This is a genomic window from Candidatus Blochmannia sayi (nom. nud.), assembly GCF_059935855.1.
This window is the reverse complement of record NZ_CP011796.1, coordinates 270,863-296,741: the sequence shown is the minus strand read 5'-3', so window position 1 is coordinate 296,741 and position 25,879 is coordinate 270,863. Positions and strand designations below refer to the sequence as shown.

Sequence of the window (25,879 nt, the reverse complement as noted above, 5' to 3'; positions counted from 1 at the left end):
GCATATAAATAATTATATATTATATGGGACGATATTTTCTTTTACTATATAATAATTCAATTACTTTAAGTTGTTATTTAATAATTAAAAAATAATAATACGTAAAATCAAAGAATAAAACTAAACCGTAATGCATTAATTCATATTATAAAGTCTCTACAAATTAACACGCTACAAATAGTTTATAATATACTCACAGTAATTTCCATGTATATAAAAATATATACACGTAATATTTTACAAAAACATAATTGTTTCGATTTACTTAAATAGACAATTTAATAATTAATTATGTGTTTAGCGTTATAATGTTATATTAATAAAGTATTCATATAATTAATCAAATATTGTGATATTAATAATTGTATGTTATTGTCATATATTAAAGATATATCATAATTTGACGATTTAAAGCTGTTATTTTTTGTAGATCATTAAATAATAATTTAATCCAAAAAAAATAATATTATTTAATTAATTTTTATTTTTTCTGATTTTGGCTGAGAGTGTACAACATTTCTAATCCTAATGTAGCGGCAGCTAAAGCAGTAATTTGAGCGCAATCATAAGCTGGTGCTACTTCTACCAAATCAATACCTATAATATTTAAGTTGCGCAAACCTCGTATTAATTTTAGAGCACAGTAACTCGTTAGACCTCCAATCACTGGAGTACCAGTACCAGGTGCTACAGATGGATCTAGACAATCAATATCAAAAGTTAAATATATTGGTAAAGAAGAAGATTTAACAATTGATTTTATTTTATTTATAACGACGTCTGTGCTAGTGCTAGTAATATATTCCATGTCTAATACTGTAAATCCAACGTGTTTATTATATTCAGTGCGAATACCAATTTGCACTGAATATACGGGATCAATTAATTCTTCACGAAGCGCATGCAACATAATAGCTCCGTGATCATATTTATTATTGTTATCATAATAATCTACATGCGCGTCAAAATGTATAATCGACATTTTTCCAAAAATTTTTGCATACGCACGTAGTATAGGCAATGTAATGTAATGATCACCTCCGAGTGATAACATTTTTTTTCCAGAAATTAACAAACGTTCAGCATGATTTTGTAAAGAATTTGTAAAATCATGCATATCTCCAAATTTATATATTAAATCCCCACAATCAATTATATGTAAATTCTCGCGTATGTTAAAATTCCAAGGCCAACGACAACGCTCCCATGCCAAATTAATAGATGCTTGTCGAATGGCAATAGGACCAAACCTACTTCCAGCACGCCCAGAAGTAGCCATGTCACAAGGAACTCCGATTATTACCCAATCGCTGTTGCTATCATAAGGATTAAATTCCAATGGAAATCGTAAAAAACTAAAAGCATTTGAAAATAAAGAATAATCATTTTTATCATTCAAAGTATACATATATTTTCCTTATTTTGATTAACTGGATAAATAATTTTATTACGTATGAAATATAATTTCAGTCAAATAAAATGGAGTATTTATATAAAATTTAGTATCTCTAGATTTTTTTATATAATTCATTTATTTATAAAATAAAATATTGAAACCAACTTCATATAAAAAATTATAAAAAATACATTTATAACTAAAACTAATTTTTTTATAAAAATATGTGATTTTTTTTTATAATTTAATGATATATTGAATTATTACTTAAAACTTGAAAACTTAATCTTGTTTACAATAATTGACTGTAAAAATAAAGTATGATGTTATTTATCTTTTAATTAAATTAAATTTAAATCTATAAACATGAATATTTTATTGTATGTAATACAAACAAATAAGAATAATTTTTTTATAAAATTGATATTTATTAGGTTGATAATTTAATATTTCCGTAATATTATTCAAATAAATAATTACTTGTAACTTTTAACAAACTGACTAAAACAAGCATTTTCATAAAAATAAATTGATATAATTAAGTCAATTTAGTGATATTCATTTATTTGAATAATCAAACAAAGATATTACAAAAAAGATATCATATCAAACATAGACATTCATGAAAAGTTTTTAATCTTTATATAAGTTGAGCTTATATATATTTACTATATTATAATTTAAACATTATTAACAGTAAATTTATTGAATTTTAAATTCAAGGAACGCGCAGCAAATGACGCAACGTTTATTTACATCTGAATCTGTATCAGAAGGACATCCAGATAAAGTTGCAGATCAAATTTCTGATGCTGTATTAGATTCTATTTTAGAGCAAGATCTAAAGGCTCGTGTTGCGTGTGAAACATATATTAAATCAGGTATAGTATTAATGGGCGGGGAAATTACCACTACTGCTTGCATAAATATGGAAGAAATTGCGCGAAATACTATTCGCGATATTGGTTATGTTAATGCAGACATGGGTTTTGACGCAAATTCCTGTGTAATATTAAGCGCAATTAATAAACAATCTTCAGAAATCCAACATAGTATAGATCACAGTGATAATATTATGGAACAAGCAGCAGGTGATCAAGGATTTATGTTTGGATACGCTACTAATGAAACTAATGTTTTAATGCCCGCTCCAATAACATATGCGCATCGTTTAATTGCAAGAAAATCACAAGTTCGAAAAAACGGGATATTACCATGGTTAGGATTAGACGCTAAGAGTCAAGTAACTTTTGCTTATGAAAACGGAAAAATAATTGGTATCACCGCGGTCGTGTTATCTATGCAACATGATTACGATACAAGGTTAACAGATGTACAAGAAGCTGCTATGGAAGAAATTATCAAACCAGTATTACCTAAAAAATGGTTGTCTGATAGCACTAAATTTTTTATTAATCCTGGTGGTCGTTTTATTGTTGGTGGGCCTATTAGTGATTGTGGTTTAACTGGAAGAAAAATTATTGTGGACACTTATGGCGGAATGGCCCGACATGGAGGGGGATCATTTTCTGGAAAAGATCCATCAAAAGTAGATCGTTCGGCAGCTTATGGAGCAAGATATGCTGCTAAAAATATTGTAGCAGCTGGATTAGCAGATCGTTGTGAACTTCAAGTATCTTATGCAATTGGTATACCAAATCCTATTTCTATTAGTATTGAAACTTTCGGTACAGAAAAAACTTCACATGAACTTTTAGTCAAATTAGTAAACAATTTTTTCGATTTTCGTCCATATTCTTTAATCACTACGTTAGATTTACTAAAGCCGATTTATAAAAAAACAGCTGTTTATGGACATTTTGGCCGTGAACTATTTAGTTGGGAAAAAGTTGATAAAGCAGAACTTCTTCGTGATGCAGCAGGCTTAAAATATACATCTTCATGATGTTCTATTATATATTATATAGTTTATTTGTAAATCATTTGTAATGATTATCTTTTTATATAAAACAAAAAGTTTAATAATCAACGTATTACATACTTTTATAGAATTGATAAAAATTTATTGTATACAGATTAGATTTTTGAAAAAATAATTACTATATCAATAGTATTAATTTATATTTATTTATACAATTATTTACACGAATAAAAATTTATAGTTTTATACTAAGAATAACACTTTTGCTTTATATGATCAAAATTAATGGCTAGCCGAAATTTATTTTTATGTAACTTTTTGTACTTAAAAAGAAAATATACTTTTTTGCAATAAAGGAATTTAATGATAAATTTAAAATATTTGCATACTTTATATCAAAAAATACATTAATAATTATTATAATCATTTAATCTTAAAAAGATATTTATACTAGCAGTTTAAATATTTTGAATACATAATATAATTTAATTAATTAAGATAATTTTAATTAAAAACCAATAACAGTAAATAAAAAATTACCATTATTTAAAAAACTTATATGCTGATAAATTTTTATTGTTAATTGGTTAAATCTTTTTAACTTTTAAATATTATGAAATTAATTATTTTGATTTGTCAACTTTCATCATGAATAGTATTGTATTAATAAAAAATATAGCTTATCCTTCTGTAAGGGATTTGTAAAAATTATTTTAATACTTGCACTAACTGAATGATAAGTCATATAGTATAAAACCAATAAACTAATTTTTAGTGAAACCATAAACTGTTTTTTTAAAAAAAACTAACAATCATTTTAATCTCACATGTTTAACAAAAGCATTTGTAGAGTGATTTATGCTAACACACGAAATAACAAATTTACAAAATTATTTTTTAATTGCTATGCCTACACTACAAGATCCATTATTCAAACAATCGGTAGTATATATTTGTGAACATAACGATTCAGGTGCAATGGGCATTGTAATTAATAAACCGGTTGAACGATGTACAATAGAAACTATATTAAAAAATCTAAAGGTTGTTTCTCCTCGAGATCCATCTATTCGATTGGACAATCCAGTGTTTTCTGGAGGACCATTATTAGATGATCGAGGTTTTATTTTACACACTCCTAAAAAAGGTTTTGGATCTAGTGTAAACATTTCTTCGAATGCTATGATTACTACATCTAAGGATATTTTAGAAACTTTGGGTACACCTAATCAACCAAAAGATATATTGGTAGCTCTTGGATACTCCGGCTGGTCTAGAGGTCAATTAGAACACGAATTGATGGAAAATACGTGGCTTACTGTTCCAGCTAATGAAACAATTTTATTTCACACTCCCATTATTGCTCGTTGGCGTGCAGCTGCAAAAATATTAGGTATTGATATTTGTAGCATTACCGGTCAAACAGGTCATGCGTGAAAATTAATATGGATATAATCATGGGGTTTGATTTCGGTATCAAAAATATAGGAGTAGCTATTGGTCAAAAATTAACTCGTACAGTACGACCTCTTACTGTACTACAATCAAAATCTGGAGTTCCTGATTGGAATCATATAAAAAACATTTATAATGCATGGCAACCAGGAATATTGATAGTAGGATTACCTTTAAAAGCAGATGGAAATGAACAACCTATTACCGTTCTAGCAAAAAGATTTGCAACACAATTGAAAAATCGATTTCGTATTACAGTAAAAATGCATGATGAACGTTTTAGTACAATTGAAGCACGAGTAGATTGTTTTTCTAAATACTTGTATTATTCTCGTTTGAGAAATTGTAAAAATATTAATATTAATGCACTCGCAGCTGGAATTATTTTAAAAAGTTGGCTAAATAATAATTAAATTTAAAAACATTAAATGTTATTTATTATAAAATATTAAATTACTATCATGATAATGATTAGAATTCTATTAGAAATATTCTATAGCAAAATAATAAAATATAAAAATTTATTTTTTATCATCGTATTTTAAAAGATTTTTAGTAATATTACAAGATGAGACGATAATATACGAAAATAAAAAATAATTCATTTTACATAGATCGCATTAGATTTATCTAAATACATATAAAATATAAATAGTTATTAAAAAATCTTATTTTGCATATAAGATTTACTGAAAATAATAGTAATATTATTTTATTGTTTTCAAGATGTCTTATTTATTGAAGTTATAAAAATAAGCATATTATAATATTATACTAAAAACAATAATCATTTGACATGAGATCTTATCTCGAAATCAACTATATCTTACAAATCTAAATAAATACATTGATTTATAAAAACGATTAATATAGGATTTTAAAATTTTAATTATTCATTTTATATATCTAACAAGATTGATAGAATTATAAAATATAACTTATTGATTTTAATAATTTTGAAATATTTTAGATAAATTTATTAATTAAATAATCAATATCTAAAAATATTTACAAAACCTTGTGCAGATCAACGTTATTTTATAAAATAAACAGTGTTATAAAAAGAATAAAACCCTTAAATTAAATACTTTATATTATTAATTAAACATAAATCACATACATTTAATTCTATTAAAAGATTTTATATATATATATATAATAACATTCGTTATTAACAAAAAAATTAATAATAAAAAAGTAAACTAGCTTTTACAAAAAGCTTTGATATAATGAACATAACAACATGTATTTTACATATAAGCACAATTATGTTGTATTAGATTAATTGACAATGGTTTTGATTAAATAAATGTTAACACTATTACATTTGTAAAAAAAACAAACATCTACAAATTGCTATTTAATCGTAAATTATGCTTTTATTTTTAATCCATAAAATTTATGTTCTATTTATAAAATTAGACTAATTACCACTATATGGTATATTTATTACAATAAAATTGTTGAAATATTTTCCACATATGTCATCTAAATACACAAAACGTTTAAATTTTATTTAAAACAAACTAACTCAATACAATACAATACTATTTACTATATAATGACTCAAAATTTTATTTTTTCAAGAAAAATATTACTTTGGTATCAGAATGTCAAAATACAGAACTTACCATGGCAATCAAATAAAACGATGTATACAATATGGTTGTCTGAAATTATGTTACAACAAACTCAAGTAAAAACCGTAATTCACTACTATGAGCGATTTATTTCAAAATTTCCAACAGTTATACAATTAGCAACAGCAGAATTAGATGAAGTATTATTCTTATGGAGCGGATTAGGATATTATGCTCGAGCTAGAAATTTACATAAAACAGCTAAAATTATCGTAAACCATTATTACGGGAGTTTTCCAAAAGATTTTAATATTCTTGTTTCTTTGCCTGGCATAGGTAAATCTACTGCAGGTGCTATACTATCTTTAACATTAAATCAACGTTATCCTATTCTTGATGGTAATATAAAGCGAATACTAATTAGGTATTATGCTCTTGATTATTCTTTATCAAGAGAAAAATCTAAAATCAATAATAAATTATGGTCTTTAATTACACAACTACTCCCTACGACGGAAGTAGCAGCATTTAATCAAGCTATGATGAACCTTGGTCGTTTGATATGTACTAATACGCGTCCAATTTGTAATACTTGTCCTCTTCAAAGAAATTGCCAAGCTTTTGTGACTCAAAATGTTAATAAATATCCAAAGAAAAAACCTCAAAAAAAATTATTAAAAAAAACCATTTGGTTATTACTACTATTATTACAATATCAAAAAGAAAAAATGATATGGCTTGAAAAACGATTACATCAAAAAATATGGGAAGGATTATTTTGTTGCCCTGAATTTTCTAATCTTGATATGTTAAATATATGGTTATTACATTACAATATCCATAAGAATCAATATGTAAATCTACCCGTTTTAAAACATAAATTAAGTAATATTGATTTAGAAATTAAACCAATACTGATTAGCACAAACAAAAAATTAAATTATAAGAAAGATGGTATCTGGTATGATTTAATTAATCCTCCACATATTGGATTACCTAAACCAATTTCTACAATATTACAAAAATTATAAATATAATATAGTAATCATATAATTTTAAAGATTTAAATTTTTAATATCCTTATAATAAGAGAATTTTAATAATGTCTAGAATAATTTATTGTGTATATTTAAAAAAATACGCTAAAGGATTAGATATGCCATGTTATCCGGGGGTATTAGGAAAACATATTTATGAGTATATCTCTAAAGAAGCATGGACTAAATGGAAAAACAAACAGACTATTTTAATAAATGAAAACAAACTAAATATGATGAATATATCCGACAGAACAATACTGGAAAAAGAAATGCAACTTTTTTTGTTTGGAAAAATTTTTTGATAAAAATATTTAATTAATAAACAAAACAGAACCGATTATTTGATCATATAGTTATAATTATTATTTAATAATAAAAGAATAATTACACGATAATAATTAAATAGTCTTTTTTTTGTATATTCTTTTTTTTAAATTTTATATTCAAAATTACTGTAGACTTTATAATTTAAATTAATATATATATATATTATCTATCCTAAAATTTTTAATCATAATAACAACACAATTCACTGAAATTTTACTCAATATTATAATCTGATTTGTGGTTACCGCGTATTAGTAATGGTTTTGAATTTCCAAATACCACTGATTCATCAATCACTACTCGATCTATGTTATTTTGGGAAGGTAACTCGTACATTGTATTTAGTAATATATCCTCTAAAATAGCTCTAAGTCCACGTGCTCCAATTTTTCTTTTCATAGCATTTTTAGCAATAGCAACCAATGCTGTTTCTAAAAATTCTAATTTCACTCCGTCCATATGGAATAGTATTTGATATTGTCTTATCAATGCATTTTTTGGTTCTTTTAAAATTTTAATTAACTCTTGCTCACCTAATTCATCTAAAACAGAAATTATAGGAAGCCGACCAACAAATTCTGGAATAAGACCAAATTTAATTAAATCTTCCGGCTCAATTTGTCTTAATAATGAACGTTTTATACGTTTTGATGTATCGTGATCTTCTACCACACAAAATCCAATTGTACGTTTACCGATAGTACGTTGTTGTATAATTTTATCTAAACCAAAAAAAGCACCTCCACAAATAAAAAGAATATTAGTAGTATCCACCTGTACAAATTCTTGCTGTGGATGTTTACGACCCCCTTGTGGCGGTACTGCAGTTATAGTTCCTTCAATTAATTTTAATAAAGCTTGCTGTACTCCTTCTCCTGAAACATCTCGAGTAATAGAAGGATTTTCTGATTTTCTAGAAATTTTGTCTATTTCATCGATATAAATAATACCTTGTTGTGCTTTCTTAATGTCATAATTACATCGCTGTAACAGTTTTTGTACAACGTTTTCCACGTCTTCTCCTACATACCCAGCTTCCGTTAACGTAGTAGCATCTGATATAGCAAATGGTACGTTAAGAAAACGAGCCAATGTTTCTGCTAATAATGTTTTACCACTACCTGTAGGGCCGACTAATAAAATATTACTTTTAAATAAATTTATATTATTACTGTTTTTTATATAAATATTTTCGTTACGTAAACGTTTGTAATGATTGTATACTGCGACTGCGAGTACTTTCTTAGTATGTTCTTGTCCAACAACATAATCATCTAAATGATTTTTAATTTCATAAGGTGTAGGAAATTTAAGTAATTTTTCACTTACTATTTTTTCTTTAAGTTCCTGATGAATTACATACTCACAAAAACTAACACATGTATCACAAATATGAGCTGATAATCCGGCAATCAACTTTAATACTTGATTTTGATCTTTTCCGCAAAACGAACAATACAACGTATTTTTAGCATTTTCTTTATGATTATCATTCACAACTGAATTATCCTTTCTTTACTGTTTCAATAAAAATAAAAAAACGACCCATGAATTAATTAAAATTTAAATAATAACTTATTCTTGTAAATGAAACTTAAGAATAAGAATAATGCAATTCAAACGACAACTAATTACCACTACATATAAAACTTTATACTCGTTGAGATAATACACAATCTACTAACCCATAATTCATAGCCTCATTAGCAGATAAAAAACAATCTCGTTCAGTGTCTTTATTTATTATCTCAATGGATTGCCCTGTATGTTTTGCCATAAGTTCATTCATATTATTTTTAATTTTTAATATTTCTTGAGTGTGAATAGCAATGTCAGTAGCTTGTCCTTGAAAACATCCTAACGGTTGATGAATCATAATTCTAGCATTTGGCAAACAAAATCGTTTGCCTTTAGTACCAGAAGCTAATAAAAACGCACTCATAGATGCAGCCTGTCCCATGCAAAATGTACTGACATCAGGTTTAATAAATTGCATAGTGTCATATATTGACATTCCTGCAGTAATTAATCCTCCTGGAGAATTAATATACAAATGAATGTCTTTTTCTGAATTCTCCGACTCTAAAAACATCATTTGAGCAACAACTAAATTAGCTATATTATCTTCTATCATTCCTGTCATAAAAATAATTCTTTCTTTTAGTAATAAAGAAAAAATATCGTATACGCGATCACCACGAATACTTTGTTCTATCACTGTTGGAATCACTATCATACGATGATAATCAAGTGTTTTAAAATTATTTGAATATTGCATAGTATACGTCATATTCTTCCTGTTATTATGTATGTTATATAACATATTCTTAAAATTTAGATACAATACAGTCTGTTATAAATTTCAAGCTGAAATTTAATAATCACATTATTCTTAATTATAAACATCATTTTGAGTTACAGTTCTTAGATAATTCTTAATTATAAAATATTAAAAGATCATGATAAAAAATTATATTCACTCATTTTATACTAAATAATATTTATTATTAATATTTTGTTATACTACATATACTAAACTATTAGTATATATTATATGAAATATAATGCAAAATATTGTCAACTAGTAATGTTTAATTTACTGATTTAATGTTATAAATTTAAAGAAAATAAAGTACTGGTTTTTCAAATTGGAATATTCTATAACCCATGTTTTAATAAATATTGATATAATTAGAACATATTAACTCATTAATATATATATAAATTAAGTTATTTTTTATAAAAAAATCATATGGAAATATATTTAACATAATGATTAATAATGATTAAAGTAGGAATTTAATCAGTATTAAATTTAATTGGTTAATGTTACGTGTACATAACAACGCTACTTATACATAACGCTCAAATTGAAATCCGAAATCAAATTTTTTAATAAATAAAAACCATATAATGACTTTACTTTAATTTTTTTATCTGTATTATATACACTCTTTTAATTATCATTCAAAACTATTAATAAACCCATAGTTTTATTCATGTAAGACACTTAACGTCGTCAAAATACAACATACCATTTATTATTTACTCTTTGAGCACGCAATATATCATCTAAAAATATTATTTATTATAATATGCAATGAGCTTTCAGATTTTTGTGCAAATTTACACTTATTTGTTTTCACATGAATTGAAATTTTTAAATGGAAATTAGATCTAGTGTTTTAGATTTTAGGATCCTACTTATATCAAATTACAATAAAAGTTACATATTTCATTTTAAGATGTTCTAAATAATGATCATTTTAAAACATCAACATTTATAATCAAGATATTCTTTCCTCGTATTATATTTAAGTATCTTCTTCTAAACTAAAAAAAATTTATTATCACTATTCATTATCATACTAATGTTCAAAACATGTAATCTCCAACATTAATTAGAGTAATATTATTTTTATTAATTTATATAATAAGCCACTACGTATAGTTTTACTCATACCAATATCATTTTAGTGATTTTCTTTATAAATGATTTTTCAAATCATAATATTATTTAATCTTCATCAATTTATATTTAAATATATTTTTGCTATAATAGTGAATATAAAAATTCTAGTATCATTATAAAAAACCATATACTATAATATGGTAAGATTATTAATTTAAATGTATTTCTTTTTACTATGAAATCAATGAAATTAAATTTCATTGATTTTGAGCTAGTTCCTTGACTGACATTTATTTAATAAATACCTTTTAGATTTTATAGATCAAAAAATAAAGCATGTCTGTCTGTTACAGAATAAATATAACATACACAAATTATATTCATATATATATTTTATGTAAAAATCATATTTAATAAATAATTGATATTTCTTAAAATTTATCCGTATACTAAATTTTTAAAAGTATTATGCCATTAGTATTAAAATACTATTTTGTTAGAATAAACAACTACCCAGATAAACAAAATCTTACCTTAATTAATTTTTAAATAAACTAATAAAGAAATGATTAAAAACTAATTGCAAATTTACAATATGAATATTTCAGTCAATTATTTCGAATACTTAAATTATTTAATTTTTATATTGATATCATAAATCTAAAATTTATTTCAATATTAATGTAAATAAATTTGTATCTGTATATAAATTTATTTACATTAATATTGACTTAATTTAGAATGATAAAAGATTATAGACATCATGCCTATATATAAATAAGGCGTGCCACATGAAATTCAATATAAACAAATACAAAAATATATATATGCCATTATTACTATGTAGTCTCATAATAATATTAAATGGATGCAGCAATTTAGTTTTATTAAATCCCAAAGGACAAATTGGAATAGAAGAGCGTTCATTAATACTAATAGCATTTATATTAATGCTTACTATAGTAATACCAGTAATTACAATGACAATATTTTTTACCATAAAATATCGAGCATCAAATCCTAACCACACAAAATATGATCCCAATTGGATTCATTCTAAAAAAATAGAATATATAATATGGTCCATACCAATTTTAATAATTATTTTATTAGGAACTGTAACGTGGAAATCTACTCATAAATTAGATCCTAAAAAACCCATCTCATCTTCTTTTGAACAACCAATAGTCATTGACGTTGTCTCGTTAGATTGGAAATGGCTTTTTATTTATCCCGAACAAAATATCGCAACTATTAATGAAGTTGTTTTTCCTGCATATGTGCCAATAAAATTTAATGTAACTTCTAATTCGGTTATGAATTCTTTTTTTATTCCTCAGTTAGGAGGACAAATTTATGCAATGGCTGGAATGCGCACAGAATTACATTTAATAGCCAACGAAGCAGGGCAATATAAAGGTATTTCATCAAATTTTAGCGGTCAGGGTTTTTCTGGAATGAAATTTACTGCGATTGCTACAAAAACTAAAATTGAATTTGATCAGTGGATACAAGAAATTAAAAAATCATCCTATCAAATTAATAACATGTCAGTTTATGAAAAATTAGCACAACCTAGTAAATGCCACCCAGTAATATATTTTTCTAATGTACAACCTGATTTGTTTGACAACGTCATTAATAAATTTACACACTGATAGGCAAGATATTTTTAATGTTTAATTGAAACTATATTCAAAATATAAAATTGGTATATTTTTAACAATACTATGAATGCATAAGGATAACAAAGATAATGTTTGGAAAATTAAAAACACATTCTATTCCATACGAAGATCCAATTATTATGTTTACAATAATCATAATTTTTTTTATTGGAGTAATGCTTATTGGTACCATTACTTATTATAAAAAATGGGAATATCTTTGGAATGAATGGTTTACTTCTGTAGATCATAAAAAAATTGGGATAATGTATATTATAATATCATGTATTATGTTCATACGTGGTTTTGCTGATGCTATTATGATGAGAACACAACAAGTTTTATCTTCTTCTGGAGCACATGAATTTCTTTCGGCTCATCATTATAACCAAGTAATTACCGCGCACGGCGTAATCATGATTATATTTATGGCAACTCCGTTTGTAATAGGATTAATGAATTTAGTAGTTCCATTACAAATCGGAGCAAGAGATGTTGCTTTTCCTTTCTTAAATTCCTTAAGTTTTTGGTTGTTCATGGTAGGCGTGATTTTAATAAACCTTTCTTTAGGGATAGGAGAATTTGCTCAAACAGGATGGGCTGCATACCCACCATTATCAAGCAAAGAATATAGCCCTGATGTTGGTGTTGATTACTGGATATGGAGCATACAGATCTCCGGAATAGGTACAACTCTAACTGGTATAAATTTATTCACCACAATTTTATACATGCGAGCTCCAGGGCTATCAATGATGAAAATGCCAGTTTTTACTTGGACTGCGTTATGTACAAATACTTTAATTATTGTAGCTTTTCCAATATTAACTGCTACTATTGCATTATTAACTTTAGATCGTTATCTTGGAACTCATTTTTTCACCAATGATTTCGGCGGAAATATGATGATGTATGTCAATTTGTTTTGGGCATGGGGACATCCAGAAGTATATATTTTAGTATTGCCTGCATTTGGTGTATTTTCAGAAGTTGTTTCTACCTTTTCTCAAAAAAAGCTATTTGGATACACTTCATTGGTATGGGCAACTGTTGCTATTACCGTGTTATCTTTCTGCGTATGGTTGCACCATTTTTTTACTATGGGAGCAGGAGCTAATGTTAATGCTTTTTTTGGCATCATGACTATGGTGATAGCTATTCCAACTGGAGTCAAGGTTTTTAATTGGTTGTTTACTATGTGTCGCGGAAAAATTATCTTGATTTCTCCTATGTTATGGACTATTGGATTCATCATTACGTTTTCCATAGGAGGAATGACCGGTGTATTGTTAGCTGTACCTGGAGCTGATTTTATATTACACAATAGTTTATTTTTAGTAGCTCATTTTCATAATGTCATCATTGGAGGTGTATTATTTGGTTGTTTTGCTGGAGTTACCTATTGGTTTCCTAAAGCCTTTGGCTACACTTTAAATGAAAAATGGGGAAAACGAGCTTTTTGGTTTTGGATTATTGGATTTTACATAGCATTTATGCCATTATATATTTTAGGATTTATGGGAATGACTCGTCGATTAAGTCAAAATATTGATCCAATATTTTCACCAATGTTAATTATGGCCTCAATAGGTACTATATTAATTGGGTTAGGTATTATGTGTCAATGTATACAAATAACAGTCAGTATTTTAAACCGTAATAAATATAAAGATTTAAGCGGAAATCCATGGAATGGATCTACTTTGGAATGGGCTACTACTTCTCCGCCACCATTTTATAATTTTGCAGTTACTCCCATCATAGACAACGATCATGACGTTTTTTGGTACGTACAAAACAACAGAAATATTTGTTCTTATACCGATCAATACCAACCTATACATATGCCTAAAAATACTCATTCTGGTATTTTGATGTCTTTTTTTAGTTTAGCATTTGGATTTGGTATGATTTGGTATATATGGTGGCTTGTTATTTTAGGTGTATTAGGAACAATAGCAACTTGGGTTATTCATACATTCCATGATGATACAGAATACTATGTATCACCAAATAAAATTAAAGAAATTGAGCACACCAACAATGCATCAACATAATGATACAAATACAAAAATAACATTTGGTTTTTGGTTATATATAATGAGTGATTGTGTTTTGTTTGCCAGTTTATTTGCAACATATTCAGTATTAATTAACAACACAGCATATTTTTCATTAGGTAAAGATACTTTTAAATTATCTTTTGTGTTTATAGAAACTTGTTGTTTATTATTAAGTAGTCTAGCTTACGGAAAAGTTACAATATATTCAAAAACAAATAATATCAAACAGATAAATACTTGGATGGGAATAACTTTTTTATTAGGATTATGTTTTATTAATATGGAGATTTATGAATTTTATCATTTACTTAAATCAGGATATAGTCCATGTCAAAATGCGTTTTTTTCTTCTTTTTTCACCTTAGTAGGAACACATGGACTGCATGTAATTGCAGGTCTTATCTGGATAATAGTAATGATTTTACATATTACGCATCAAGGACTAACACCTACCAATCATATTCGATTACAATGTTTAAGTATATTTTGGCATTTTCTTGATATTATATGGATCTGTGTATTCACTGAAGTATATTTAATGGGAGTATTATAATTAATGAAACATGGTTATACATGTAATTCATACTTATTTGGATTTGTATTATCTGTAATTTTAACAATTATTCCATTCTATGTAGTTATACATGATGTAATAAGCAAAAAAATATCAACAATAATAATTATATCTTGTGCGATCATTCAAATTTTTGTTCATTTAATTTTCTTTTTACATTTAGTAAGCATATCTCGTCAACTATGGAATTTAATATCTTTAATATTTACAATATTTATAGTTATTATTTTTGTATTAGGTAGTATATGGATTATGACACATCTTCATCATAATTTGATGATTTAAACAAAACAATCTATTTTAGATATGATAATTAAATATTATTTTTACTTAATAAAACCAAGGATTGTCCTCAGTAATATAATGTCATCTATAGGAGGTTTTTTAATAGCATCACAAGAACACATATATTATTCTATATTTATCAATACAATCATAGGAATATCGCTGGTTGTAGCTGCTAGCTGTATATTAAATAATATTATTGATAGAGATATCGACGCCATTATGGAAAGAACCAAAAATAGAGTATTAGCACAACATAGCGACACTTTTCTAAATCAAAGTATACTATATGCAGTGACTTTAAGTGTATTTGGATTTTTATGTTTAAGTTTTACAAAAAAACCATTGCTAATATATTTAGCAGCAACAGGTATGTTTATATATGTTGGCGTGTATAGTTTATGGATGAAACGCAAATCTATTTATAGTACAATCGTAGGTAGTATATCAGGAGCAATGCCACCGGTCATTGGTTATTGTGCTGTTACAAATAATTTTGATATGGGAGCTGTATTATTATTAATGATTTTTAGTTTATGGCAAATTCCACATTCTTATTCTATTGCTATATTACGATTCAATGACTACAAAATAGCTTCAATTCCAACTTTTCCCATCAAAAAGGGAACAGAGTTAACCAAAAATCATATAATTTTTTATATTATTGGATATATTATATCAACTATATTGTTCACTATCATGGGATATACTAGTTATGTATTTTTGATTGTAATTAGCATTATAAATTTATGGTGGTTATGTATTGGGCTATGTGGCCATAAACCAATTAATAACGATAATTTGTGGGCAAAAAAAATGTTTTTACTTTCTATTGTCGCCATAGTATCTATAAATTTATTTTTATCTTTAGATTTTATCTTATTTTCTATATAAACATTTATTCATTGAAGTAAATGTTATATTCAATATTATTGACTCTTATCTTCAATTATCCAATAGAGAATTAAAATATACTAAGCTCGTCATGTACATTATTTTAAAACGATAACAAACATTAAATTTTTATTCGTTTTACAAACTTTTATTTTTTAATATTCGTATATGCAAATATATTTGAGTATTTTATAATCAAAATTTTCATTACATAAAATAAAATTAAAATGACTAAAAAAGAACTACATACCACACTAGGAGTAAGTATAATATTAGCACTCCGTATGTCAGGAATATTTATGATTCTACCTGTTTTAACCATTCATGCTGTTTCTTTACAAGGATCAAACGGACATCTAATAGGTATCGCTATTGGAATATATGGTGTAATACAAGTAGTATTTCAATTACCTTTTGGATTAATGTCTGACAAAATTGGCCATAAACCTGTTATCATAGCAGGATTAATTTTGTTTGCTCTTGGTAGTGAAATAGCAGCTATTACTAATAATATTTGGGGACTTATAATCGGGCGTGCATTACAGGGAACAGGAGCTATTGGTAGTTCACTTATAGCGCTATTATTAGAATCGGTTCAAGAACAGAATAAAACAAAAGCTATGGCTTTAGTTGGAACGGGATTCGGTATAACTTTTGCCATTTCTATGATTTGTGGTCCAATCATCGCTGATATACTTGGATTACATGGTCTGTTTCACAGCATTACTATATTAACTATAATAGCTATAGCACTAGCTCATGTCATATTAGCTCCAAATCATTCTAATTTTATAAAAAATAACAAAAATTTTGATATCACATTCAATAATGTTAAACAAATTTTAACTCATTTACAATTAATAAAATTAAACATTAGTATATTCTACATACATACTATATTAATATTAAATTTCATTGCTTTGCCTAAAGCAATGATAAACTTAGGCTTCGCTCCTAATATGCATTGGAAAATTTATAGTATTGTTATGTTAATATCCGCATTAGTAATATTAACATATATTATTTATTTTGAAGATCAGGATAATATAAAAAAAACACTGACTATTTGTATGCATGTTTTATTTATATCTGAACTAATTATGTTGACAAACATATATCATTACCGAGTATTTTTATGTGGTATACAATTATTTTTTGTAGCATTTAACTTAATAGAAACCATACTACCTACTTTAATAAGTAAAGAATCACCCAAAAAATATAAAGGAACCACCATGAGTATTTATTCTATTGGGCAATTTTTAGGTATAGGATTTGGAGGTATTTTAGGTGGTTTCTTACTAGAAATACAAGGAATATGGTTAGTATTATGTTTTGCTTTAATTACATCTATATTATGCGTCATACTAAGTAAATAATACGTTAAATTGATTATAATAAATATAAAAATTTTTATATTTACCCGAATATAGAATATATTATAATTCTCTCTTTAAAATGAAATTATCAAAAATTATATCATCCTGATCTAGAATATCATTAATTAAAAACTGGTTTTGATGTTTTAAATCATTTAAAAAGATAGTATTATAATACTATAAATAATAAATCCAATATTTTAAGAAATATAATTATTAATTAAATGATTATTCGCATTATAAAATTAAAATATCTTCTTAAAATCTTAAAAATACATTCGTTACGATCACAATTTACAAATTGGTCGATAGATCTTCACATTATGAAAACCTTGTTTGTACAAATGCGTCGCCTGTAATCGACTCATTATGCCATGATCACAATATAATAAATATATCTTATTTGGATCCAATTTAGAAAATTGATCGATTAATTGATAAAAAGGTATCTTTTTTATTTCTATATCAGTCGTCAGATGCAGAGGATTTTTTAATTGTTCAGATTCAGTACGTATATCCAATATTACATCATTATGATTCAATACTTGTTTAGTTTCTATCTCAAAAAAATGTTGATTTATTATTTGGCTAGGAATGTTTTGTACATCTATTATGTAAGATTTAGATACTATACGATCTAATATAGAAAAATCAAAATTATTTTCCTCAAACTCAACACTTTGTTTTGTTGTATTCGTAGTGGATTTTTTTGATACTATTGAACAATATTCTGGAACTTTCTTTGAAAGTATTTCCGTACCTATTTTTCGAGCTAAATTAACAATCTTTTCTTTATCATAAGAAATTAAAGGACGCAGTATTGTATAATCAGATACTTTATCAATGATAGTTAAATTATTCAAAGTTTGACTAGATACCTGTCCTAATACTTCTCCTGTTATCAATGCAGAAATTTTCCATCGAGTTGCTATTAATGATGCGGCACGTATCATCATCCGTTTTAAAACTATTCCTATTGTGTTATCCTTTATTTTAGAAATAATTTCTTTAATTACTTCTGAAAAATCAATAGAAACAAATTTCACTTTATGAGAACTACTAAAGTTTTCCCAAAGATAATGTATTACTTTGCATACTTCAATAGAATGTGTAACTCCACCGAAATTAAAAAAACAATAGTGAACTTTACATCCCCGACGTATTAACATGTAACTAGCTACAGTCGAATCAAATCCTCCCGAAATTAATGATAAAAGTTCTTGCTGCGTACCTATTGGTAACCCACCTAATCCTTCGTAACGTTTTAAAATTATAAAAAACTTATTGTCTTTAATTTCTAAAAATATAATTTTATCAGGTCTTGTCAAATTAACTGCAACATCATTTATATTTTGACACAACTTACCCCCTATATAACGTTCAGCTTCTTGAGAAGTAAAATAGTGTTTCCCATTACGCTTGACTCGTACGCAAAAAGTTTTCTTTGATAATTGCATGTTATGATAACTAAGACTAAATATGGTTTTTTCATAAATATCGTGTAAAGAATTGAACATATTTTCTTTTACTAATAAAACATGATGAATGCCAGGAATATTAATTAATATAGTACATATTTTCAAAGTATTATTAGATCTTATTTCAAGATAATCCCAATATCTTATAATTAAAATTGACTCATTATTTTTTTTAAAAATAGTTTTAATATTTGTAATAAGAACTTTTACAAAAAAAATCCTTACAGATTTACTTTTTATTGTAATTTCTGGTGAAAATTTAACAATTATTTTCATGTAAATATTTTAAATTCAAAACATACTGCAATTATCACATACGTACAATATATAATTTTTTATAATAAATCCAAATATTAATTATTCAAATACATCATTAATCTATATTAGATTTTATTATATAAAAATTATAATCAGTACTTCTTGTTTTCCTCATAAGATACGTTATAAATATTACATATTATTATGAAATAACTATGATTAATAATAACACAAAATATCCTTATTATATGTTATAATATATGTATAGTTATTTTTAAATATATAGTTTATATAGGCTGTATTTGTTATGGTTATATTTAAATACTATGCCCACAACTGATCTTATAAATAAGCTACATGATAACCATCAGCAAGTGGATGCTGCTATTAAACGTTATCTATGTATATTTCTAAAACACGATATGTCTCTACTTATACGAGCGATACGTTACAGTATTTTATTAGGAGGCAAACGGTTACGTCCTTTTTTGGTATATCAAACAGGAAAATTATTTGGCATCAGACCATCAAATCTTGATGCTCCAGCAGCAGCTATTGAATGTATGCATGCTTATTCTTTAATCCATGATGATTTACCTATTATGGATAATGATTCATTACGTAGAGGATACCCATCCTGTCATATTAAATTTGGCGAAGCCACTGCGATTTTAGCAGGAGATGCGTTACATACATTAGCATTTACTATTCTTTCTGAAGCACATATTCCAACTATTACACATCAAGATCGTTTAAAAATGATTGCTACGTTAGCTTCCGCCAGCGGTGCTAACGGAATATGTTTAGGACAATCTTTAGATTTAATTGCTAAGAATAATAATAAAAATATATCAACCACACAACTAGAAACTATATGTCAATATAAAACTGGATCACTAATTCGCGCTGCCGTTCGCATAGGAGCTTTAGCGGCAGGCAATAAAAATAACAATATATTAACACTGTTGGATCATTATGCTATGACTATAGGTTTAGCGTTTCAAGTACAAGACGACATTATAGATATTTTAAATGATAATGAAAAATGTAAAAAAAAACATGCGCGATCAAAATATTATAATAAAAATACCTATCCAAATATTTTGGGATTAAATACGGCACGAAATAAAGCTCAAGATTTGTATTACCAATCATTAAGATATTTAAAATATATTAAAAAACTAGGTTATGACATTGAAATTTTATCCGCGCTTGCACATTATATCATAAAACGTCACAACTAATATTGCATGTATAATTATTAAATAAATTGTATATGAACTATAATTTAATTAAGTATTCTATATTAAATTTAATAAATACTCCTAAAGAATTACGTCAGTTATCTGAAAATGATTTAATAAAATTGTGTAATGAGTTACGTCAATTTCTTTTAGATAGTGTTAGTAAATCTAGTGGGCATTTTGCATCTGGATTAGGTATGATAGAACTTACTGTAGCATTGCATTATGTATATAATACTCCATTTGATTATTTGATATGGGATGTTGGGCATCAAGCATATCCACATAAAATTCTTACAGGTCGACGTGAACGTATTTTTAGTATTAGAAAACGAAATGGATTACATCCGTTTCCTTGTCGCGATGAAAGTGAATATGATGTCCTGTCAGTAGGACATTCTTCTACTTCTATCAGCGCAGGACTAGGATTAGCGATAGCTGCAGAACGAGAAATGTTAGGACGTCGCACAGTATGTGTTATTGGAGATGGGGCAATAACCGCTGGAATGGCTTTTGAAGCAATGAATCATGCTGGATCTATAAAACCTGATTTATTAATTATATTAAATGATAATGAAATGTCTATTTCAAAAAATGTAGGTGCATTAAATGATTATCATACCCATCGTGTTTTGTCAAAAAACATATATTCTATTTTAGAATCAAACAATAAAAAATTATTATTTGATACTTTTTCAACTGAAAAATTAATTAAAAATATTGACAATGAAATTAAAAATCTAAACACATCAAATTCATTATTTTCGCAACTTGGTTTTAATTATCTTGGACCTGTCAACGGGCATAATATATTAGAATTAGTATGTACTTTAAGAAACATACGTAATATGAAAGGACCTCAATTTTTACATATTATTACTAAAAAAGGATTTGGTTATAAACCAGCAGAAAAAGATCCTGTTAAATGGCATGCAGTACCAAAATTCGATCTAAAAAGCGGCTCATTGCCTATAGAAAATCCTAAAAATACAACTTATTCGACAATTTTTGGAGATTGGCTATGTCAGATAGCGGCTTATGACAATAAAATTATAGGGATTACACCTGCTATGAGAGAAGGTTCTGGAATGAATTTATTTTCTCAGAAATACCCTAAACAATATTTTGACGTCGCGATCGCTGAACAACATGCTGTAACATTTGCTGCTGGACTAGCTATAGCAGGTTATAAACCGGTTGTTGCTATTTACTCAACATTTTTACAACGTGCATATGATCAAGTGATTCATGATGTAGCAATTCAAAATTTACCTGTATTATTTGCTGTTGATAGAGGAGGTATTGTTGGAGCAGACGGACAAACTCATCAAGGTGCTTTCGATTTATCATATTTACGTTGTATTCCCAATATGATAATAATGACCCCAAGTGACGCATATGAATGTAAATTAATGTTGTATACAGGGTATCGTTATAGATATGGACCTAGCGTTGTACGTTATCCTAAGGGACATGCTGTTCTTGGTAACTTAAATACAACATTATATACTTTACCGCTAAGTAAAGGTATAATACGGCATCAAGGTAAGTATATCGCTATCCTTAATTTTGGAACATTATTGCAATCAGCTTATGATGTTGCATATAGGTTAAATGCAACATTAGTAGATATGAGATTCGTTAAACCGTTAGATAAGATATTAATATTAACACTTGCTAAAACCCATCAAGCTTTTATAACATTAGAAGAAAATACAATAGTAGGCGGCGCAGGAAGTGGAGTAAATGAGTTTGTTATGCAACATAAACTATCAATTCCAGTTTTAAATATTGGTTTGCCCGATTTTTTTATCTCACAAGGTTCACAATCAGAAATACTTTCTGAACTTGGATTAGATAGCACCGGTATTTATAAAAAAATTACAGAATGGATATATTAAATTATATTGTATAAATACAAATATTGACACTTAATTAAGTCATTCTATAATCCAACTGCCATACAACACATACATCATTCAAACATTTTAATTACACAAACTCATCAACAATAAAATTATACATACAGCAACAAAACTCGCCAAAATATCATCAATAATAATTCCGAATCCACCTTTTATTTTACGATCAAACCAAGAAATTGGCCAAGGTTTTATAATATCTAACACTCTAAATAGCACAAATGCAATAATTGTCCAAAACCAACTATTTCTTGGAATTACAATTAATGTAAACCACATACCAATAAATTCATCCCAAACGATTAATTTAGGATCATGTATTCCAATTAGTTTGGTAGTTTTATCACAAACATATATACCCAATCCTGTTCCAATTATTAAGAATAAAAAATAAAACTGATAAGGAAATAAATATATCAATATCCACCATATTGGTATTGCTAATAACGATGCTACAGTTCCCACAGGGATCCAATAAATTTCACCTAAACCAAAACCAGTAGCAATCAAATACCACATTTTTTTAGACAATTGAATATTATTGTGCATCATATTTATATAATAATAATTATTCACCCTTTTCTAATAAAAAAAATAAACATTGTCGTTTTAAATTTAATTTTTATTTCATACACAATATATCTATCTATACGTAATAACATAATTATTTTTTATTCATACAGAGCTGCGTGGTTATTTTATCTAACACGCCATTAATAAACTTATGACTTTTTTCAGCTCCAAAGATTTTAACAAGCTCAATAGCTTCATTAATAGCAACTTTATATGGCATATCTTGACAGTGTGTAAGCTCAAACAATGCAATACGTAAAACTAAATGTTCAATATAACCTAATTTTTCTAAATTTCTAGATAAATATGGTATCATCAATTTATCAAGTTCTTCAGCATAATTAATTACTCCAATGTATAATTTGTGAAAATAAGAAATATTAAAATCTTGCACATCTTGTTCGTTTATAACATAACGTTCTATGTCTTGAGTATCGTTTTTAGATAATTTCCAAGAATACAACGCTTGTAATGCACATACTCGAGCACGTCTTCGGCTAATTATTCTCACATCATAATCCTTTAAAATAACTTAAGATATAAGAAAGTTATTTTTTAATTATTTTTAATATATTAATCATTTCTAATACAGCTAAAGCAGCTTCCGATCCTTTATTATTAGATTTAATACCTGAACGTTCTATAGCTTGGCTAATACTGTCTGTAGTCAATAATCCAAACCCAACAGGTAACGTATTGTTTATAGAAATATTCGATAGTCCAGAACTACATTCTTTCGCAATAAACTCGAAATGCATAGTAAATCCACGAATAATTGTTCCTAAAGCTATTATTGCATCATATTTATAACTAATAGCCAATGCTTGTGCGACTAACGGTAATTCATAAGCTCCTGGAACCCAAACTACAGTTATATTCTTGTCTTCAACATGCCCTATTCGTTTTAAAACATCTAGAGCTCCTTCAAGTAAATTATTATTAATAAAACGATTAAATCGAGCAATGGCGATAGCAATCTTAGCCTCATTTGCCACAACAGTATCGCTTTCAATAACATTCATAACAAACCTTATTATTATTCAAACTAAACTATCACAGAAATTAACTCTTCATATTTATAACCAAATAAATTATAACATGATTATTTAAATAATCTAACATATAAAAATATGTCATATTACATTTGTTGGTGTTAATGTTAAACGAATATCTGGTCCAATATTTTTTATATTCACTAATTTAAAAGACTTAATATCGTTAAGACATTTAATATTTGGTAATAAGCATAAAGGTCGTGCATCAGATCCTAAAAATTTTGTAGCTTGATACAAAATAAGTTCATCTACCAATCCAATATCTAAAAGAGCTCCCGAAAAAGTAGCCCCTGCTTCCACCCAAATATTATTAATTTCGCGATATGCTAAATACTGCATGAGCTCTGTTAAATTTACATAACGATGACCATTATAGTTCATTGACGATAATAATAATTGTTCTACGGATGGGGGCCAATTTCGGTGATCTTTTTTTAAATGAACAAGTAAAATTTTTCCTTCATTTTGAATAACACGATGTGTTGGAAGCACTCTATTTGAGCTATCTACAATCACTCGTAATGGCTGCCTAATTTGATTATTTGCATAAACATATTTCATATCTTCTGAAAAACAGGTCCAACGAACATTTAATTTAGGATCATCCGCTAAAACAGTTCCAGCTGTAGAAAGAATAACATCACTTTCTGCACGAAAATGTTGCACATCTTGACGTGACTGAATAGAGGTAATCCATTTACTTTCTCCAGAAGACATGGCGGTTCTACCATCTAAAGATGCAGCTAATTTTAATGTAACCCACGGCAACCCAGTACGTACACGCTTAATAAATCCTTTATTTATCGATTCAGCTTCAGATAACATAATACTATTATGTTGTACTTCAATTCCTGCTTGTTGTAATAAATATAAACCACGTCCTTTTGCATAAAAATGCGGATCTAACATCGCTACAACAACACGTTTAATACCCGCATTTATCAATGCAGTAGTACAAGGAGGAGTACGACCATAATGACTACATGGCTCCAAAGTAATATAAGCAGTTGCTCCTCTTGATAAATTTCCAGCAATACGTAATGCATGTATTTCAGCATGGTCCTCTCCAGCTCGCATATGATATCCTTCTCCTACAACTTTATTATTAAGAACAATAACACACCCTACATTAGGATTAGGCATTGTAGTAAACCGTCCCTTCCATGCCAATTGCAATGCTCGCGTCAAATATATTTTATCATGTGGCATGATGATATATTTTATCTATTATAAAATCACAAAATCGTAAAATTTGAATACATTTACATATACATGATTTGTATTGAAAATAACAACTATTTATTTCAATCCGATAGAACAATGTTATTTTAATCTTTTAATTATATTATAAATATTAAAATTATATTATTAATTTAATGATATATTTATATTATT

General features: G+C 26.8%; 21 protein-coding genes. 13 read left to right on the top strand and 8 right to left on the bottom strand.

Translation table 11 applies throughout. The annotated features are described in order from the left end of the window. Window positions 1–481 precede the first annotated feature (481 nt). Window positions 482–1,408, bottom strand: a complete 927-nt coding sequence (speB, locus tag Bsayi582_RS01300) for an agmatinase (protein ID WP_500816004.1) — start codon at window positions 1,406–1,408, stop codon at window positions 482–484. Window positions 1,409–2,132: 724 nt separating this feature from the next. Here speB and metK point away from each other — a divergent pair. From metK to Bsayi582_RS01275, 5 genes are all read left to right on the top strand, one after another. After that, window positions 2,133–3,302: a methionine adenosyltransferase gene (gene metK, locus Bsayi582_RS01295; RefSeq protein WP_500816003.1), complete on the top strand. Its 1,170-nt coding sequence runs from the start codon at window positions 2,133–2,135 to the stop codon at window positions 3,300–3,302. An 834-nt stretch (window positions 3,303–4,136) separates the two neighbouring features. Beyond that, complete coding sequence (locus Bsayi582_RS01290) at window positions 4,137–4,715, top strand: YqgE/AlgH family protein (protein ID WP_500816002.1); 579 nt, start codon at window positions 4,137–4,139, stop codon at window positions 4,713–4,715. A 20-nt stretch (window positions 4,716–4,735) separates the two neighbouring features. Continuing rightward, entirely contained in the window at window positions 4,736–5,146 is a 411-nt protein-coding gene (ruvX, locus tag Bsayi582_RS01285; RefSeq protein ID WP_500816001.1) for a Holliday junction resolvase RuvX, read from the top strand. A 1,148-nt stretch (window positions 5,147–6,294) separates the two neighbouring features. Next, window positions 6,295–7,344, top strand: a complete 1,050-nt coding sequence (gene mutY / locus Bsayi582_RS01280; protein WP_500816000.1) for an A/G-specific adenine glycosylase — start codon at window positions 6,295–6,297, stop codon at window positions 7,342–7,344. Window positions 7,345–7,415: 71 nt separating this feature from the next. Then, window positions 7,416–7,655: an oxidative damage protection protein gene (locus Bsayi582_RS01275; protein ID WP_500815999.1), complete on the top strand. Its 240-nt coding sequence runs from the start codon at window positions 7,416–7,418 to the stop codon at window positions 7,653–7,655. A 238-nt stretch (window positions 7,656–7,893) separates the two neighbouring features. On the opposite strand, the gene clpX is transcribed toward Bsayi582_RS01275, so the two are convergent. Further along, window positions 7,894–9,177: an ATP-dependent Clp protease ATP-binding subunit ClpX gene (clpX, locus tag Bsayi582_RS01270; protein ID WP_500815998.1), complete on the bottom strand. Its 1,284-nt coding sequence runs from the start codon at window positions 9,175–9,177 to the stop codon at window positions 7,894–7,896. A 154-nt stretch (window positions 9,178–9,331) separates the two neighbouring features. Continuing rightward, window positions 9,332–9,958: an ATP-dependent Clp endopeptidase proteolytic subunit ClpP gene (gene clpP, locus Bsayi582_RS01265; protein WP_500816085.1), complete on the bottom strand. Its 627-nt coding sequence runs from the start codon at window positions 9,956–9,958 to the stop codon at window positions 9,332–9,334. A gap of 1,925 nt (window positions 9,959–11,883) precedes the next feature. Between clpP and cyoA the strand changes: the two genes are divergently transcribed. The 6 genes from cyoA (at window position 11,884) to Bsayi582_RS01235 (ending at window position 17,954) form a co-directional block, all read left to right on the top strand. Beyond that, window positions 11,884–12,750: a ubiquinol oxidase subunit II gene (gene cyoA, locus Bsayi582_RS01260; protein ID WP_500815997.1), complete on the top strand. Its 867-nt coding sequence runs from the start codon at window positions 11,884–11,886 to the stop codon at window positions 12,748–12,750. 98 nt (window positions 12,751–12,848) lie between these two features. Further along, a complete protein-coding gene (cyoB, locus tag Bsayi582_RS01255) occupies window positions 12,849–14,816 on the top strand; it encodes a cytochrome o ubiquinol oxidase subunit I (RefSeq protein WP_500815996.1) in 1,968 nt (655 codons plus the stop codon). Continuing rightward, entirely contained in the window at window positions 14,788–15,375 is a 588-nt protein-coding gene (gene cyoC / locus Bsayi582_RS01250) for a cytochrome o ubiquinol oxidase subunit III (RefSeq protein WP_500815995.1), read from the top strand. Before cyoB ends, cyoC begins: the two co-directional genes overlap by 29 nt. Window positions 15,376–15,378: 3 nt before the next feature. Next, window positions 15,379–15,681 (top strand): cytochrome o ubiquinol oxidase subunit IV, encoded by a 303-nt coding sequence (cyoD, locus tag Bsayi582_RS01245; RefSeq protein WP_500815994.1) that lies wholly within the window; start codon window positions 15,379–15,381, stop codon window positions 15,679–15,681. A 21-nt stretch (window positions 15,682–15,702) separates the two neighbouring features. Then, a complete protein-coding gene (gene cyoE / locus Bsayi582_RS01240) occupies window positions 15,703–16,575 on the top strand; it encodes a heme o synthase (RefSeq protein ID WP_500815993.1) in 873 nt (290 codons plus the stop codon). A 227-nt stretch (window positions 16,576–16,802) separates the two neighbouring features. Next, complete coding sequence (locus tag Bsayi582_RS01235; RefSeq protein ID WP_500815992.1) at window positions 16,803–17,954, top strand: MFS transporter; 1,152 nt, start codon at window positions 16,803–16,805, stop codon at window positions 17,952–17,954. Window positions 17,955–18,241: 287 nt separating this feature from the next. Here the strand turns inward: Bsayi582_RS01235 and thiI are convergent, their stop codons facing one another. Next, a complete protein-coding gene (gene thiI, locus Bsayi582_RS01230; protein ID WP_500815991.1) occupies window positions 18,242–19,708 on the bottom strand; it encodes a tRNA uracil 4-sulfurtransferase ThiI in 1,467 nt (488 codons plus the stop codon). Between the two features lie 308 nt (window positions 19,709–20,016). Between thiI and ispA the strand changes: the two genes are divergently transcribed. Together ispA and dxs are read left to right on the top strand one after the other, a co-directional pair. Beyond that, window positions 20,017–20,934: a (2E,6E)-farnesyl diphosphate synthase gene (gene ispA, locus Bsayi582_RS01225; RefSeq protein ID WP_500815990.1), complete on the top strand. Its 918-nt coding sequence runs from the start codon at window positions 20,017–20,019 to the stop codon at window positions 20,932–20,934. A 32-nt stretch (window positions 20,935–20,966) separates the two neighbouring features. Further along, window positions 20,967–22,835, top strand: coding sequence for a 1-deoxy-D-xylulose-5-phosphate synthase (dxs, locus tag Bsayi582_RS01220; RefSeq protein WP_500815989.1), 1,869 nt, complete (start codon window positions 20,967–20,969; stop codon window positions 22,833–22,835). An 87-nt stretch (window positions 22,836–22,922) separates the two neighbouring features. Here dxs and Bsayi582_RS01215 read toward each other — a convergent pair whose 3' ends face one another. The 4 genes from Bsayi582_RS01215 to ribD form a co-directional block, all read right to left on the bottom strand. Continuing rightward, window positions 22,923–23,405: a phosphatidylglycerophosphatase A family protein gene (locus tag Bsayi582_RS01215; protein ID WP_500816084.1), complete on the bottom strand. Its 483-nt coding sequence runs from the start codon at window positions 23,403–23,405 to the stop codon at window positions 22,923–22,925. Window positions 23,406–23,520: 115 nt separating this feature from the next. Beyond that, on the bottom strand, window positions 23,521–23,940 hold the full coding sequence (gene nusB, locus Bsayi582_RS01210; RefSeq protein ID WP_500815988.1) for a transcription antitermination factor NusB: 420 nt from the start codon (window positions 23,938–23,940) through the stop codon (window positions 23,521–23,523). Window positions 23,941–23,977: 37 nt separating this feature from the next. After that, window positions 23,978–24,451 (bottom strand): 6,7-dimethyl-8-ribityllumazine synthase, encoded by a 474-nt coding sequence (ribH, locus tag Bsayi582_RS01205; RefSeq protein WP_500815987.1) that lies wholly within the window; start codon window positions 24,449–24,451, stop codon window positions 23,978–23,980. A gap of 111 nt (window positions 24,452–24,562) precedes the next feature. Continuing rightward, a complete protein-coding gene (ribD, locus tag Bsayi582_RS01200; protein WP_500815986.1) occupies window positions 24,563–25,693 on the bottom strand; it encodes a bifunctional diaminohydroxyphosphoribosylaminopyrimidine deaminase/5-amino-6-(5-phosphoribosylamino)uracil reductase RibD in 1,131 nt (376 codons plus the stop codon). Between the last annotated feature and the right edge of the window lie 186 nt (window positions 25,694–25,879).